Source organism: Paenibacillus violae (assembly GCF_032461945.1).
Taxonomy (GTDB): domain Bacteria; phylum Bacillota; class Bacilli; order Paenibacillales; family NBRC-103111; genus Paenibacillus_E; species Paenibacillus_E violae.
On sequence record NZ_JAWCUD010000005.1, the window covers coordinates 222,554 to 237,761 of the forward strand.

Genomic DNA, 15,208 nt, shown 5'->3' on the forward strand with positions numbered 1-15,208 from the left:
GTAGGGGAGGGGCTTCTTTCATGAAGCGGAGCGTATTTCTTTTTTGGCTTTATTCGAACTTAACCATACTTTGTATCCCCATTGTCATCACGATGTTGGTACTGTTTCAATCGCAGCATTTGTTGAACTCAGAGGTCATCCGCTCCAATAAAGCACTGTTGAACCAGGTGAAGCAATCTCTGGATAATCAATTTAAGGATATTAAACGGATGGGTCTGCAGCTCTCTCTGGACCCGAAAGTGATTAAATATGTGAATCAAACGGAATTCAACAGCTCGCAAGTGAAAATCGACACGCTCGACCTCATCACATCTCTTCGTTCCTATGCGGCGTCCAACGGGGATATCAACGATTTGTATGTGTATATGAAAAAGCAGCATTTCGGTGTGACCACCTCGACGATGAATCAAGACGATCTTCTGTTCCAATTGCTTCACGAGCCTAATAAAGGGATTACCTTTAAAAAGTGGAGCGACAGCATGGAAAAGATCTACTTCGGTAATTTTCTGCAATTAGCCGAAGATGACATGGTGTATATGCAGTCTCTGCCTATTCAGAATGCGGATGAAGCACCGGCGACGCTTGTGGTCATGCTCAATGCGGAGCGTCTGAAATCAGCCATCTCCAACATTCAGCTAGCCCAGGCCGGCATTGTGCTGATTCTGGACTCCAGCAACAAGCCGATTATGATCGCTGGTGAGCCGGGACATGTTTCCGATCTTGATTTGGCGCAGATTTCGTCCTCAGCAGAAGGTTCGTTTAGCCAGCAATGGGACAAGGAAGAAGTAACGGTTTCTTACGTTTCCTCCGTCGAAAATGAGTGGAAATATGTCTCGATCGTGCCTACAAAAATATACGCGGCGAAAGTCAGCCAATTGCGCAGCTGGATTTATGCAGGCTTATTCCTGTGTATTTTCGTCGGCGGTCCGATGTCCATTTGGTTGACGCGAAGGCACTATATGCCGATTCGCCGCATGGTGGACTTGGTGTCTCCCAAGGTTAAATCGAACATGCAAGACAGCAAAGACGAGTTTCTGCTGCTGCAATCTTTCATGTCGGAAAATGCCGCCTTCCAGGATACGGCGAATACGACCATTCGGAAGCAGCAAGACGTGCTGCGCAGTCACTTTCTGGCGCGGCTCCTCAAAGGTAGAGTTGAGAGCGGCTCAGCCCTCGCGCAATCAATGGCCTCGTTTGACCTGCGGTTTGAGACGAACCGTTTCGCGGTCTTGCTTTTTCATATCGGCGATTACTCCGCTTTGTTCAATGACAACAGCTCACGGGATGCGGAATCCAAGCTGCAATATGTGTACTACATTGTGACAAACATTACGGAGGAACTGCTTGGCCGCAAGCATACGGTGTTTACGACCGAAGTGGACGGCATGATTGCCTTCCTCGTTAATATCCAACATGAGGATGAAGCTCAGGCGAAGCAGGATTTAATCGACGCTGCACAAGTGGCGCAGGAAGTTATTCAGGGGAAATTTTACATCCAGCTGACGATTGGCATCAGTGACATTCATCCGACGCTGACTGGAATTCCGCACGGGTTTGATGAGGCGCTAGAGGCGCTAGAGTACAAATTCGTCATTGGCCCGAGCCAAATCATTCCGTTTGACCGGATTAAACGGCCGAAGAATGAGCTGTATTATCCGCTCGATATGGAGCGTCAGCTCATCAATCATATCCGCACGGGGCAATACGAGGAGGCCATGGAGGCGGTCAGCGAGCTGATTGTCACGAATGTGTCAGACGGTACGCTGTCGCTGCAGCTGGGCAAGCTTCTTATGTTCGAACTGATCGGTACGATTCTGAAAGCGATAGAGCATCTGGATCAGGGACCGAATGAGCTGGCCGTGGAGAAGCATGCGTTAATTAAACAATTGACCCAGTGTGAATCATTTGCGGAAATTGAAGATGAAATTTATAAATTTTTGAAAACCGTCTGCGATTATGTGGACTCCAAGAAGAAAAGCCATAATACGAATCTGAAGGATCATGTGCTGAGTTATATCGACGAGCATTTGGCAGATATGGATCTGAGTCTGACTTCGCTGTCGTTAAAATTCGAAGTGAATGCGCCCTACTTGTCACGCTTCATCAAAGAGCAGTCGGGTGAAACCTTCATTGATTACGTCAACAAGCAGCGCGTCCAATTGGCGAAGAAATTAATGATGGACACGGATGACACGATTACGGATATTACCCAGAAAGTCGGGTTCTCGAACAGCAATACTTTTATTCGCGTGTTCAAACGGTATGAGGGGATTACACCAGGGCAGTTTAGAAAAGGCGATCAGCTATGATCGTCTTGTTTCTATTGGATAAAATGAAGAAATTGGCAAATACTAACCGCATGGTAAACGGGCGGGAGGGAGAAGCATGGAATTGCCACAAGATTCATTCCAAATCTCTACAGAGATTAAGACGAATATGCGTAAGCTTTTCGATTGCTTCCATTCTTCCGACGATATTCGCACCAGGGAATTTCGCCTGCAGGGCGTTCAAGGTGCGATTCTTTATCTTAACGCTGCCACCAATCGGGACAAGCTGCAGTCGGATGTTTTGAGGCCTTTGCTCGAATCCAAAGAGGGGCTTCTGGAGGACATTCTTCCCATCCTTGATATCGAAATCGTCACCGATTTGGAAATGGCGGCTGCGGGAATGCTGCAGGGGAAATGCGCGATTCTGCTTGATCAGCGAGTGGACATCATTCTGGCTGATGTCAGCGCCAGTATTGAACGCAGCATCGCGGAATCGCAGAATGAACAAGTCATTCGCGGTTCCCATGAAGGCTTTGTCGATGACGCAGAAGTTAATGTGCAGTTGATTCACAGACGGCTCAAGAATCCGAATCTGATTGAGCGGGACTTCACCTTAGGTGCGCAAAGCCCGACGGTCGTTAAGCTGTTATATATGAGCGAGCTTGCAGATCTCCGTGTAGTTGACGAAGTGATTGCCAAACTTCTGATTAATGAAGATGAGTATATTAAATCACCAGGCCAGATTTTGAATCGTCTGGAGAACAGTTGGTGGTCACCTTTTCCGCAAATGTTGTACACCGAAAGACCCGACACCACCGTTTCCCATCTGATGGAGGGTAGAGTCATCCTGCTGGTAGATGGCAGTTCGTTTGCGGTCGTTCTTCCGGTAACGTTTTTTATGTTTTTTCAAATTGCAGACGATTTCAATGTCCGGTGGTGGAACGGGACTTTTTTTCGCTTTCTCCGGTTTATTAGCGTCATGATCGGTTTGGCCCTTCCTTCGGTTTATATTGCCATCGTCTCGAATCATTTCGAAGTGCTGCCGATTGATTTGCTTTTTTCCTTGAAGGCTTCTTTAGAAAATATTCCTTTCAATCCCCTCATTGAAGCACTGTTTATGATTACTGTGCTCGAACTGCTGCGAGAAGCGGCGATCCGGCTTCCGAAGTCTATTGCGTCTACCCTTTCCATTGTCGGCGGTTTGGTTATTGGCAGTGAAGTGGTCAACGCCGGATTAGTGTCCACAACGATGATCGTCGTTATTTCATTGACCGCCGTTGCTTCTTTCAGTCTTCCATCTCATGAAATGCGCCTCGCGGTTCGGTTGGTCAGCTTCCCGATCATGATCGCTTCTTTGCTGCTTGGCTTTGCCGGGATAGCCTTCAGCTTTTCACTGTTGTTCATGCATTTAAGTAAGCTTGAAACGTACGGGGTCCCTTACTTTTACCCATTTACGCCATTCCAACCGCGTAGAATCTTGACTACGCTCGTACAGCTCCCCAAGCGAATCTTTCGCAGGAAAGCTTCGGATAGGAGGGTGTCATGAGCAGAATGCAATTATTTGCTTTCATCCTGCAAACTCAGGTAGGCATCGGCGTGTTGTCTTTCCCTTATGTCTTGCATCAAGCTGCCGGTGAAGACGGCTGGATTTCCGTCATACTAGCAGGGGGATGCGTCAATGTGCTTCTAATCATTTATGCCGCTCTGTGCCAACGATTTCCAAAGAAAAACTTCTATGAGTTTATGCCGCTTATTCTAGGCAAATGGCTGGGGAATGTGGTCAACGCCTTTTACACCTTCCATTTTCTATTTCTTTCCTGTCTGATTTTGCTGATGGAAATGATGTTTGTCGAGCTCTGGATATTGCCGTTTACGAATCCATGGCTCGTTATTGCAGCCAACTTTGTCATATTGATCTATTTTGCTAAAGAACGATTGGCCATCATTGCGCGTTATCACACGATGGTTACCTTTCTGCTCATCTTAATGGTGGCGATGATGCTTACCAGCTTTTATACAATGGATTATCGCTATCTGCTGCCTATCGGACAGAAGGGCTGGACAGCCATCATGGCGGGAGTGAAAAGTTCCGTGATCACTTTCCTCGGTTTTGAGCTTTTCTTGGTGCTTTCCTCCGATGTGCAATCCAAAGAGAAGGGTATATTGGCCCCTGTACTGTGGGCGAACACGATGGCGACCTTGTTCTTTTTGGTTGTCGTTCTGCTGTGCTTCCTGAATTTCAGTCCCGAGTCGATTCCCTTCATCCCGCAGCCTGTTCCTTACTTTTTGAACGGGATTTCCTTGCCTTTTCTGGAACGGATGGATTTGATTTTCCTTTCCGTCTGGTTGGTCAAAGTGACCGCATCGCTCATTAGCTACATGTATGCCGCAGGCAAAGGGTTCGGATATTGGTTTCATAACAATGAACACAGAAAAGCTATTTATTATCTGGTTCCCTTAGTCTGTTTGGTCGGTTTCGCGTGGCGTTCGGAAAAAAGGATTGCCCTCTTACAGAAGGTTACGGAATTCGAGAGCTTCATCGCGATCGGCCTACCCGTTCTACTCTTGTTGTTTGTTTGGCTAAAAGGCAAAAAAGGGGGACAGCAGCTGTGATTCGCTTAGCTCTATTCTGGCTGATCGTTGGTTTGTTGTTGTCAGGGTGCAGTTATCATTCCGATTTGAAAAATTTGCAGCTTATTTATGCAACCTCTCTGGATACGAACGAGAAAAATGAAATCGTCACCACCGTCACGATCCAATCTCCCGGAGGCAAGGAAAGAACCGTGCCCATTCATGAGGTATTGACGGCAACAGGTCCGACGCTGCAAGAATCCTTGTATAAAAAAATCGGCCTGCAAATTGCAGGGCCCATCGGCACTTCCAAAAATCAAGTTATGCTCATCTGCGATAAATTGGCGAAATCGGATATTCTGAATCTTCTGGACGCCACATTCCGCAACTCTAACGATCCTATGCTAGCCAAAGTGGCTATCGTCCACGGTGAAGCGGCGAACTTGATTCGCTTGAACCGTATCGGGTCCGCGACATCCGGAGAGTACTTGCGCAAAATCATTAAAAGCGCCCAGTATGAAACGGTCATTCCGTTTGTAACTGTGCATTCCATTTACCCTCTTCTTCATGATCGGGGAAAAGATGGTGTCATTCCAATTCTAAGGAGAGAAAACGCCAAAGATGGCGAAACGGACAAAGATAAAGCTGTCATCGAAGGGGTAGGGCTTCTTAGTAAGAGAAAGTATACGGGATATCTGCTCACTCCTGAGCAATCTTCCTTGTTCCTTTTGATGAACGGCAAGAAAGCAGAAGTCTGTATCGTCACGAGAAAGGTGGAAGAAACGAAGGGCAAAAACGATGTGTCGCAGCACGTATCGCTGAACATCATCCAGTCGAGCCGCAGCAAAAAGGTTGCGGTTAGTTCATCCGGACAAGTTCAGGTTCAATTGCATCTGAAGTTGAAAGCGATCATCACCGAACATGCCAAAAACAATCGTATTGACAAGCAGCTTATTGAGCAGTTAAACAAACGATTTTCTGAGCTGCTCACACAAGAGGCGCAAGGGATCTGCAAGCAGCTCCAGAAGGCGCATTCCGATGCACTGGGCATCGGAAGGGATATGATCGCTTTCCATCCGAAGGAGTGGAAAGAGCTTGATTGGGATCAAACATACCCCGAAGTGGATTTCAAAGTTTCGGTCAGTATGGATATTGTTTCTCATGGCATTATTAACTAGTTCGTCGAATGATGTCTCGGCTTGAATTCGCTCGGTGACTGGCCGGTCCAACGTCGGAATTGGCGGGAGAAGTGACTGGCCGAGTGGAAACCCAGCTTCTCCGCTATGTCCGTCATCGGCAGATGGGTCGTAACGAGCAGTTCTTTGGCCAGCTTCAGCTTCTGCTGACTGACATACTGGCGGGGGGAAAGGCCGTACACCTTAGAGAACAGCTTGCTGCATTGGCTGCGGCTTAGGTTCATCTCCTTGGCGATCCCCGCTACTGTCGCTTCTTCGCATAGACCGAGCGCGAGCTTCTCTTCAATCATGTGTGCGATATCGGCGGTGAAAAGCGAAGGATCTTTCTCGGCAGCGGTTCCTTGTCCGCGAGAGGAGCCGTGTTCACGAAAAAGCTGGAGCACAACGTGTATGATGAGCAGCGTATACGACTGTAGGAGCAGCTTATCCTCGAAACGCAAAGATGAGGGCTCGGCATCAGTGTGGTTGCGCTGCATTACACCCTCCAGTTCGCCGACGTAGAAGCGGAGCTTGCTTTGTTCCGCTTCTTTGTGCCGGATGAGCCGATAGGGTGCCTGGGAGAGCAGGCTGCGAATCTCGGGGTCATCGAGATCGAAATGTACATTAAAGAAACCGTAATCCGCCTGAGTGGTGTTGGAGGATTGATGCCTGACGCCGGACTTGATCAGCAGCCAGTCTCCTGCTTGCATCGTCACCCTATCACGGTTAATTTCATGCGCGACTTCACCTTCCACGCAGTACAGCAGCTCGAACAAATGGTGATGATGTCTGGGGTAATGCCACCCTGGAGGCTTCAAGCCAAAATGGCAGCCGATCACCTGAAGCGTATTGATAATATTAGGGAATCGATACAAATCCTCCAACTGTTGTTCCATCCGCCATTCCTCCCATTAGTCCTCTTAGTTGTTCCATCATACCACGCCATTTGGCACATTTGGTATAGAAAATGATCCATTTGGCGATGGAGATTCACGATCCTTTCAGCGAAGATGAGAGTAGGTAAATTTATAAAAATATCCGACAGCACTCATCATCCGGAGGGATCATTGTGGCCATTTTACATGCCAGAGATAAACAATTTTTTTTAGATGGGGAACCCTTTCAAATTTTGTCCGGAGCCATCCATTATTTCCGTGTAGTCCCTGAGTATTGGGAAGATCGGCTCCTGAAGCTTAAAGCGTGCGGCTTTAATACTGTAGAGACTTATGTACCCTGGAATTTGCATGAGCCGCAGGAAAATGCCTATAACTTTGAAGGCATTGCGGACCTTGAGCGATTCATCACACTCGCAGGCGAGCTAGGACTTCACGTGATCGTTCGGCCAAGTCCTTACATCTGTGCGGAGTGGGAATTCGGCGGGTTGCCGGCTTGGCTGCTGCAATACACGTATATGAAGCTTCGCTGCATGGATGCTACATATTTGATGAAAGTAGATCGTTATTATGATGAATTAATTCCTAGGTTAACCCGGTTACAAAGCACCAATGGCGGACCGATCATTGCGATGCAAATCGAAAATGAGTATGGCAGCTACGGCAACGACACGGCATACCTTACGTATTTACGTGATGGTCTGATGAAGCGCGGCGTTGATGTTTTGTTATTTACATCGGATGGTCCGGAAGACGGGATGCTTCAAGGAGGGACGGTTCCCGGCACGCTTGCGACCGTTAACTTCGGCTCCAGACCAGAGGAAGCGTTCGAGAAGTTTCGTGAATACCGTGCGGATGAGCCGCTCATGTGCATGGAGTATTGGAACGGTTGGTTCGATCACTGGCTGAAGCCGCACCACACGCGAGATGCGGGTGAGGTCGCGGATGTCTTTGATCGCATGCTGCGCGCAGGGGCCTCTGTGAATTTCTACATGTTCCATGGCGGAACGAACTTTGGCTTCTACAACGGAGCGAACTTTGGGGAGAAGTACGAGGCGACGATTACCAGCTATGACTACGATTCACCTCTTTCAGAGTGCGGAGATGAAACGGAGAAATTTCGTGCCGTCCGCAGCGTGATTGCTCGCTATCTCGAGATGGATGAAAAAGAGTTCCCTGCATTCCCGGCGCCTATTCCGAAGAAAAGCTACGGCCGCGTAGCCTTAACAGAGAAAGCAGATCTGTTGGGGCAGCTAGCCCAGCTTTCCACACCTGTTAAACGTACGTGCCCGGAGCCGATGGAGATGTTGGGCCAAAGCTATGGCTTCATCGTTTATTCAACACAGGTATCCGGTCCGCGGACCGGAGAAAAGCTGCACCTGCAAGAGGTGCACGATCGCGCACAAGTTTTCCTGGACGGTGTCTACCAAGACACAATTGAGCGTTGGGACCCGCGTCCTCTCTCGCTGGACATTCCTGCCGAAGGCGCGAGGCTGGACATCGTGGTTGAGAACATGGGCCGCGTTAATTACGGACCGAAACTGAAGGACTACAAAGGGATTACAGAAGGCGTACGCTTCAACAATCAATTCTTGTTTGATTGGACGATTTATCCACTGCCACTGGACAAAGTAGATGCAATTCCATTTGTGAGTTCAGAGAAAAACGTAAAGCAGGATGACGCGCGGGATCAGGAGCGCCCGACTTTCTATCGTGGGGAATTTCACGTTGAAGAGGCTGGAGACACCTTCGTCCGTTTGGACGGATGGTCCAAAGGCGTTGTGTGGATCAACGGTTTTAATCTTGGACGTTACTGGGAAAAAGGTCCACAGCGTACGTTATATGTACCGGCGCCGTTACTGCGGAAGGGCAGCAATGAAATCATCATCTTCGAGCTGCATCGTACAGAAGAACCGATAGTTGCACTGACGGATTCACCTGATTTAGGGTAAAACGGGGAGCGTGAGAACGATGGTATCAAAAAAGGATATCAAACGTGTCATTATTCTAGGTATTGATGGTGCAGGAACATTCATCCGTGAAGCACAGACCCCTTATCTGGATATTTTGCTAGCTGGAGGCGTGCAAACACACCTGGCTCGCACCGTCTATCCTTCCAACAGCGGGGAGTGCTGGGGATCGCTTTTGCATGGTGTAGTGCCGAATCGGCATGAATCTCATGTACATATTCAAAAGAATCGAAGCTTTCCGGTGGATTCTATGGCGCCCTCTATTTTCCGGATATTGCGAAAAGCAAGACCTGACAGTACAATGGCCGCATTCGTTTCATGGAAACCCATTATTACCGGCGTAATTGAAGACATTGATGGCATGAATAAATATGCCGCTCCGGATGAAGAACTGGTTCCCGCCATCGGGGCGTACCTGCGTTCAAATCCGGGGGTAGAGCTCATGTTCGTTCAACTGGATGATGTGGATGCTGCCGGCCATCGCCATGGGTACGGGGAAGGTTCCACGGAATACCTGAAGGCCATTACGCGTGCTGACAAGCAGATCGGCGAGATCAGCAAAGCGCTGCTGGAGGCGGGGATGCTGGAAGACAGCTTGCTGATCATCACAACCGACCACGGTGGCGGTGGTTTGGATGCTTTCAATCATGGGAGTGACGCGCCGCGGGATATAACCATTTTCTGGGGATGCCGGGGTCCTGGTGTTAATCCCGAGGCCAATTTGCTGGGCTTGTCGATTATGGACACGGCGGCGGTCGCGATTCATGCGCTTGGCCTGCCGATTCCGAGAGATTGGGATGCCAAACTGCCGGCGGGATTGCTGAATTAGGGTTGGAATTGGGGACAGTTCGATGGGGAGCATCGGACTGTCTTTTTGCGCTTGTTGCTGTGCCGCCTATTTTACAAGCGTCATCTCCTTTTCTTGAATATTGTGCTCAAGAGAGGAGTGAGGGCGTTGATCCAAGTTAAGATTGCCGCTGTCGGAGATTTATTGATGAAAAGTGAAATTATTGCTGCGGCCAAAAGGCCGGAAGGGCATGTGTTTGACCCTATTTTCGAAGAGGTTGCCCCCATTTTGAAAGCGCATGATTTGGCATTAGGCAATTTGGAGACGACCTTCTCCGGCAAAAGACTGCTGGGCTCTCCCGGCGTCCGCCCCAAATGCAACTGTCCCAGAGAACGGAGAAATCCAAGAACAGGGCTTCCTGTTTTCAATTGTCCGGATGAGCTGGCAGGTTCGCTGAAAAAGGCGGGGTTCAATGTCCTGACGACAGCCAACAACCACTGCATGGACGGCGGGCGCAGCGGGGTGAAACGAACGTTGCAGGTTCTGGATGCGCACAAGCTTCAGCATACGGGAACTGCGCGTTCTGCGAAAGAAGCGAAAGGGCCGCTGATCGTGGATGTGAAAGGCGTGCGTATCGGCATAGTAGCCTATACCGAGAAAACCAATGCCATACCGGTACCGCAGAGGTGGCTAGTCAATCGGTTCAATGCGAATCAGATGAAGGCGGATATTCGGGCAATGAAGAATAAAGCAGACTTTATCATAGCTTGTCTTCATTTCGGCAAAGAGTATAGGAACTACCCGGACAGTGGTCAGAAAAAGTGGATGGACTTCCTGTTCAGGCAAGGTGTGAACGTCGTCTTAGGGGCACATCCGCATGTGCTTCATCCGGTCACTCAGGCCGTGATGAAAGATAAATACGGCGTAGAACGAACGCGCGTCGCTGCTTCATCTTTAGGGAATTTCGTATCTTCGAAATTGACGAAGGGGAAGAACACGGTTCGGGGCATGATTCTGTCGCTCACCCTGACGAAGCATGACAATGGTCGAACGGACATCAGCGGCGTTGAGCAAATCCCTACCCTTGTGGAGCGGAGAAAAGGGGAGACGACTGCGTACACCGTCGTTCCGGAGAGGTGACGCTGGATGCGTCTCGTGTCTGCGTTAACGTCGTAAAACAAGCTTAAACCAGCGGGGATGGGCAAAAAGTCCCCGCGCCAAGTCCGTGACGTTGTTTTTCGTCGCTAACGTTTGCTGAAAGCGTCTCGTGTCTGCGTTAACGTCGTAAAACAAGCTTAAACCAGCGGGGGTATGGCAAAATACCCCCGCGCCGAGTCGGTGACGTTGTTTTTCATCGCTAACGTATGCTGAATGCGTCTCGTGTCTGCGTTAGCGTCGCAAAACGAACTTAACCAGCGGGGAGGGGGCGAAAAGCCCCCCCGTCAAGTCTGTAACGTTGCTTTTCCTCTCTAACGTATGCTGAAAGCGTCTCGTGTCTGCGTTAACGTCGTAAAACAAGCTTAACGCAGCGGGGATGGGCAAAAAGTCCCCGCGCCAAGTCGGTAACGTTGTTTTTCGTCGCTAACGTTTGCTGAAAGCGTCTCGTGTCTGCGTTAACGTCGTAAAACAAGCTTAACGCAGCGGGGATGGGCAAAAAGTCCCCGCGCCAAGTCCGTAACGTTGTTTTTCGTCGCTAACGTTTGCTGAAAGCGTCTCGTGTCTGCGTTAACGTCGTAAAACAAGCTTAAACCAGCGGGGGTATGGCAAAATACCCCCGCGCCGAGTCAGTAACGCTGTTTTTCATAGCTAACGTATGCCGAGTGCGCCCCTTCACCCCTCTTACATTGCACTTTGTGCAACACAAGAGGTGCTCCGTGTCTTTAATCTCGCAGTTCATTGTACAAAGTACAACGAACTTACCCCAACTGGCTGAATTAATCGACATTTCAGCCCATAACATTGTACTTTGTACAATATAGAGGGGCGCCGGAGTCAAATTCAGCCCATATTGTTGTACTTTGTACAACATAGATAGACCGTCAGGCTGAATGCCTAACGGTCTTTTCTGCCTTTTGCTATAGCTCCCCAGCATAAGGGAACTAAAAGACGATATTTGTTCCAAATCGACTGTTTTTAGCATTTGAGCGGAACTACAGGGTCTTGTCCGCCGCCCCGTCGAATCGCCCGCCCGCGGTTGTCTCGCTCGCCACCCAAGCGGAGCCCCTCGCCCAGTGCCCGCTGCTGTCTCGTTCACCGCCTAGGCGAATTCCTCGCCTTCCGTGTCTCATTCGCCCTCACCCCAAACCCCATGGTTTCACCCGCAGGTGAGACGGTTAAGCATACTATAGGCCAGCACCCCGCCTTAACAAAAATTTCAAATCTTTTTTCTACCTCATGTCGGATTGTATAAGATTCCATAGTTTGACATTAAGATTTAAAGACATCAAGTGTAAGTTAACATGACAAATAGTTTACATGGTTAAGCTTTTAAGTGAAGGGGGGGTTCCATTGATCTCATTCCAGCAAGTAGAGAAGCATTACGGCGATTTTCATGTGCTCAAAGGAATTGATCTTCAGGTCCAGCAGGGGGAAGTTGTCGTTGTCGTCGGTCCGTCAGGTTCAGGCAAAAGTACGCTGCTCAGATGCATCAATCGACTGGAGACGATCACCAGCGGAGAACTAACCGTGAACGAGCGTAAATTCAGCGACAGAAAGACGGATATCAACAAGCTGCGCCGTGATATTGGGATGGTTTTCCAACATTTTAATCTGTATCCGCATAAAAAAGTCATCGATAACATCACGCTTGCGCCAATGAAAGTACTCGGCCTGCCGAAGAAGGAAGCGGAAGAAACGGCGATGTACTACCTTGAGAAGGTAGGCATTCAGGACAAAGCCGGAAGCTATCCCTCGCAATTATCAGGCGGTCAGCAGCAGCGGGTAGCGATAGCCAGAGGGCTGGCGATGAAGCCGAAAATTATGCTCTTCGACGAACCGACATCGGCGCTGGACCCAGAGATGGTGGGTGAGGTGCTGGACGTCATGAAGGCGCTGGCTCATGAGGGAATGACGATGGTTGTGGTCACGCACGAGATGGGCTTTGCCCGGGAAGTGGCGGATCGGGTTGTTTTTATGGATAAAGGGCAAATCGTCGAAGAATCGCCTCCGGAGGAATTTTTCGTCAATCCGAAAGAAGAGCGGGCACGACTGTTTCTAAACCGCGTTCTGAATCACTAATATTCGTTCTGCATCACTAATCCCGCGTTCTGAACCATTAAAAATGAGGAGATGAACTTATATGATAGCTAGAAAGTGGAATTTTATCGTCTTATTATCAGCCGTATTCGCATTGGCAGGGTGTGCCTCGACATCAACAACTGGAGGTGCGTCCAGTACGCCAGCAGGTTCGCCAGCAGCAAGCGCGAGCGCGCCAAGCACGGCCAAGCCGGCAGGCGGGGCATCGGTTCTCGACGAGATCAAGAGCAGAGGCAAGCTGGTCGTTGGCGTCAAATACGACACGAAGCTGTTCGGCTTGAAAAATCCGACAGGCGGCGAAGTCGAAGGCTTCGACGTGGACATCGCCAAAGCGTTGGCCAAGGAAATTCTCGGAGATGAGAAGAAAATTGAGCTGAAAGAAGTAACGTCCAAGACGCGCATCCCGATGCTCGACAACAAGGAGATCGACATGATTGTCGCCACGATGACGATCACGGACGAACGCAAGAAGCAGGTTGAATTCTCCGATGTTTATTTTAAAGCGGGACAGTCCCTGCTAGTGAAGAAAGGCAGTCCGATCAAATCGGTTGCCGATATTAAAAAAGGCACCAAAGTACTGGCGGTAAAAGGCGCTACGTCCGTTGGAAACATTAAAGCCAAAGCACCGGAGGCAACGGTACTGGAGTTCGATAACTACCAAGATGCCTTCAGTGCCCTAAAAGCGGGGCAAGGGGACACGCTGACCACGGATAATGCGATCCTCTACGGCATGGTGGCACAGGATCCGAACTTTGCCGTTGTCGGTGAACCATTCACGGATGAGCCTTACGGCATCGCGATGAAGAAAGGAGAAACAGCGCTTCAAACCGTGGTTAACGACAGTCTGAAGAAGCTGCAATCAAACGGCGAATACGACAAGCTTTATAAGAAGTGGATCGGCGAGGCGCCATCCAAATAACCAAGATCAGATGGGTGGCCGCAAGCTGCCCATCTTCTGTCTATGAGGGGGGCACAAGCCGATGCCGGATTTCTCAATTTTCACTGACCACATTGATATCTTTATGAAGGGCTTTGTTAACACCATCTGGGCTAGTCTCATTGCCTTAATCGGCAGCTTTATTCTGGGGACGTTAATCGCCATATGCCGGATCTCTTCGGTAAAACCCCTGCAGTGGGTAGGTACGGCTTACGTGGAGTTCATTCGGAACATTCCGCTATTGCTCGTCGTTTTTGTCTTCTTTTATGGTTTGCCTTCCCTTGGCGTTACCTTGAGCGGCTTCGTATGCGGAACCTTGGGGCTGACGGTGTACACGGCAGCTTTCATCGCCGAGGCGATCCGCGCCGGGATCATGTCAGTTCCGCTTGGCCAATCGGAAGCCGCAAGGTCCTCTGGGCTGACCTATGGGCAAGCGATGTGGCATGTCGTCCTTCCGCAAGCGATCAAAATTGTTATACCGCCACTGAGCAACCAGTTTATTAACCTGGTTAAGAATTCGTCGGTACTAGGGGTGTTTGCGGGACTTGATCTTATGTATTTTGGGGATATGATAGCAAGCGAGACGTACGCCACATTTGATACGTATATTTTCGTCGCTGTGCTTTATTTGCTCTTAACGCTGCCACTAAGCTACGGCGCTTTGTATCTAGAACGTAAGCTGGCGAGGGGGTGAATGAATGGATATTTTGCATGCTTTCTCTGTGGATAACATGAGGTTTATTCTCGAAGGATTTTATATGACGCTAAAAGTTGCCCTGATTTCCATCCTTCTAAGCTTTCTTGTAGGCTGCGTCGTGGGAACGGTCCGTTATACGAAAATACCCATCGTTTCACCTGTTTTAGGCGTAGCTGTAGAGTTGCTGCGTAACTTGCCTTTACTTTTGATCATTTTTTTCGCCCGTTTTGCCTTGCCGGATGTCGGCATTAAGCTGGGCCCGATGAATGCGACGATTGTGGCGCTAACGCTTTTTGAAGGGGCGATGATTGCAGAAATTGTGCGAAGCGGGCTCATTTCCATCGAAAAAGGGCAGATCGAAGCCGCCCGTTCTTCTGGGTTAAGCTATGTCCAAACCCTTTGGCATATCGTGATTCCACAGGGGCTTCGCCGTATGGTTCCTCCGCTGGTCAGCCAGTTTATCTCCTTGCTCAAAGATACATCTCTTGCCATTGTTATTTCCTTGCCTGAACTGATGCATCATGCGAAAATAGTAATTGGACAAAGTTATAGCTATACCTTACCAATTCTGTTTGTCGTGGCTGTGCTTTATTTTGCAGTCAATTATGCATTATCGTTAGCGGCGCGAAGATTTGAAGCGAGAATGGTGTAGAGAA

General features: G+C 49.2%; 13 protein-coding genes. 11 read left to right on the top strand and 2 right to left on the bottom strand.

Annotated features, from left to right (window positions below; translation table 11 throughout):
* The first annotated feature begins 20 nt into the window (after positions 1 to 20).
* From RQP52_RS16925 to RQP52_RS16940, 4 genes are all read left to right on the top strand, one after another.
* Entirely contained in the window at positions 21 to 2,309 is a 2,289-nt protein-coding gene (locus RQP52_RS16925) for a helix-turn-helix domain-containing protein (protein WP_315952969.1), read from the top strand.
* 76 nt (positions 2,310 to 2,385) lie between these two features.
* Entirely contained in the window at positions 2,386 to 3,813 is a 1,428-nt protein-coding gene (locus RQP52_RS16930) for a spore germination protein (RefSeq protein WP_315952970.1), read from the top strand.
* On the top strand, positions 3,810 to 4,880 hold the full coding sequence (locus RQP52_RS16935; protein ID WP_315952971.1) for a GerAB/ArcD/ProY family transporter: 1,071 nt from the start codon (positions 3,810 to 3,812) through the stop codon (positions 4,878 to 4,880). Before RQP52_RS16930 ends, RQP52_RS16935 begins: the two co-directional genes overlap by 4 nt.
* Positions 4,877 to 6,016, top strand: coding sequence for a Ger(x)C family spore germination protein (locus tag RQP52_RS16940; protein ID WP_315952972.1), 1,140 nt, complete (start codon positions 4,877 to 4,879; stop codon positions 6,014 to 6,016). Before RQP52_RS16935 ends, RQP52_RS16940 begins: the two co-directional genes overlap by 4 nt.
* Here the strand turns inward: RQP52_RS16940 and RQP52_RS16945 are convergent.
* On the bottom strand, positions 6,013 to 6,909 hold the full coding sequence (locus RQP52_RS16945) for an AraC family transcriptional regulator (RefSeq protein ID WP_315952973.1): 897 nt from the start codon (positions 6,907 to 6,909) through the stop codon (positions 6,013 to 6,015). The genes RQP52_RS16940 and RQP52_RS16945 overlap by 4 nt on opposite strands.
* A gap of 173 nt (positions 6,910 to 7,082) precedes the next feature.
* On the opposite strand from RQP52_RS16945, the gene RQP52_RS16950 reads away from it, so the two are divergent.
* The 3 genes from RQP52_RS16950 to RQP52_RS16960 all read left to right on the top strand — a co-directional run bounded on the left by RQP52_RS16950 (position 7,083) and on the right by RQP52_RS16960 (position 10,803).
* Positions 7,083 to 8,858: a glycoside hydrolase family 35 protein gene (locus RQP52_RS16950; protein ID WP_379173910.1), complete on the top strand. Its 1,776-nt coding sequence runs from the start codon at positions 7,083 to 7,085 to the stop codon at positions 8,856 to 8,858.
* Positions 8,859 to 8,877: 19 nt separating this feature from the next.
* The gene (locus RQP52_RS16955; RefSeq protein WP_315952974.1) at positions 8,878 to 9,705 is read left to right on the top strand and encodes an alkaline phosphatase family protein; all 828 of its coding nucleotides are present in this window, start codon (positions 8,878 to 8,880) and stop codon (positions 9,703 to 9,705) included.
* A gap of 117 nt (positions 9,706 to 9,822) precedes the next feature.
* Complete coding sequence (locus RQP52_RS16960; protein WP_315952975.1) at positions 9,823 to 10,803, top strand: CapA family protein; 981 nt, start codon at positions 9,823 to 9,825, stop codon at positions 10,801 to 10,803.
* 1,010 nt (positions 10,804 to 11,813) lie between these two features.
* Here RQP52_RS16960 and RQP52_RS16965 read toward each other — a convergent pair.
* Positions 11,814 to 11,951 (bottom strand): hypothetical protein, encoded by a 138-nt coding sequence (locus tag RQP52_RS16965; RefSeq protein ID WP_315952976.1) that lies wholly within the window; start codon positions 11,949 to 11,951, stop codon positions 11,814 to 11,816.
* Between the two features lie 220 nt (positions 11,952 to 12,171).
* Between RQP52_RS16965 and RQP52_RS16970 the strand changes: the two genes are divergently transcribed.
* The 4 genes from RQP52_RS16970 (at position 12,172) to RQP52_RS16985 (ending at position 15,204) form a co-directional block, all read left to right on the top strand.
* Positions 12,172 to 12,900: an amino acid ABC transporter ATP-binding protein gene (locus RQP52_RS16970; RefSeq protein WP_315952977.1), complete on the top strand. Its 729-nt coding sequence runs from the start codon at positions 12,172 to 12,174 to the stop codon at positions 12,898 to 12,900.
* A gap of 61 nt (positions 12,901 to 12,961) precedes the next feature.
* On the top strand, positions 12,962 to 13,837 hold the full coding sequence (locus RQP52_RS16975; RefSeq protein WP_315952978.1) for a glutamate ABC transporter substrate-binding protein: 876 nt from the start codon (positions 12,962 to 12,964) through the stop codon (positions 13,835 to 13,837).
* A 61-nt stretch (positions 13,838 to 13,898) separates the two neighbouring features.
* Entirely contained in the window at positions 13,899 to 14,549 is a 651-nt protein-coding gene (locus RQP52_RS16980) for an amino acid ABC transporter permease (RefSeq protein WP_315952979.1), read from the top strand.
* Positions 14,550 to 14,553: 4 nt separating this feature from the next.
* A complete protein-coding gene (locus tag RQP52_RS16985) occupies positions 14,554 to 15,204 on the top strand; it encodes an amino acid ABC transporter permease (protein ID WP_315952980.1) in 651 nt (216 codons plus the stop codon).
* Positions 15,205 to 15,208: the final 4 nt, after the last annotated feature.

Bases quoted from the DNA above. Each gene is read 5' to 3' on its own strand.
- RQP52_RS16955 (WP_315952974.1), top strand. From the start codon at position 8,878: ATGGTATCAAAAAAGGATATCAAACGTGTCATTATTCTAGGTATTGAT.
- RQP52_RS16965 (WP_315952976.1), bottom strand. From the start codon at position 11,951: ATGAGACACGGAAGGCGAGGAATTCGCCTAGGCGGTGAACGAGACAGC.
- RQP52_RS16975 (WP_315952978.1), top strand. From the start codon at position 12,962: ATGATAGCTAGAAAGTGGAATTTTATCGTCTTATTATCAGCCGTATTC.
- RQP52_RS16930 (WP_315952970.1), top strand. From the start codon at position 2,386: ATGGAATTGCCACAAGATTCATTCCAAATCTCTACAGAGATTAAGACG.
- RQP52_RS16925 (WP_315952969.1), top strand. From the start codon at position 21: ATGAAGCGGAGCGTATTTCTTTTTTGGCTTTATTCGAACTTAACCATA.
- RQP52_RS16935 (WP_315952971.1), top strand. From the start codon at position 3,810: ATGAGCAGAATGCAATTATTTGCTTTCATCCTGCAAACTCAGGTAGGC.
- RQP52_RS16945 (WP_315952973.1), bottom strand. From the start codon at position 6,909: ATGGAACAACAGTTGGAGGATTTGTATCGATTCCCTAATATTATCAAT.
- RQP52_RS16980 (WP_315952979.1), top strand. From the start codon at position 13,899: ATGCCGGATTTCTCAATTTTCACTGACCACATTGATATCTTTATGAAG.
- RQP52_RS16985 (WP_315952980.1), top strand. From the start codon at position 14,554: ATGGATATTTTGCATGCTTTCTCTGTGGATAACATGAGGTTTATTCTC.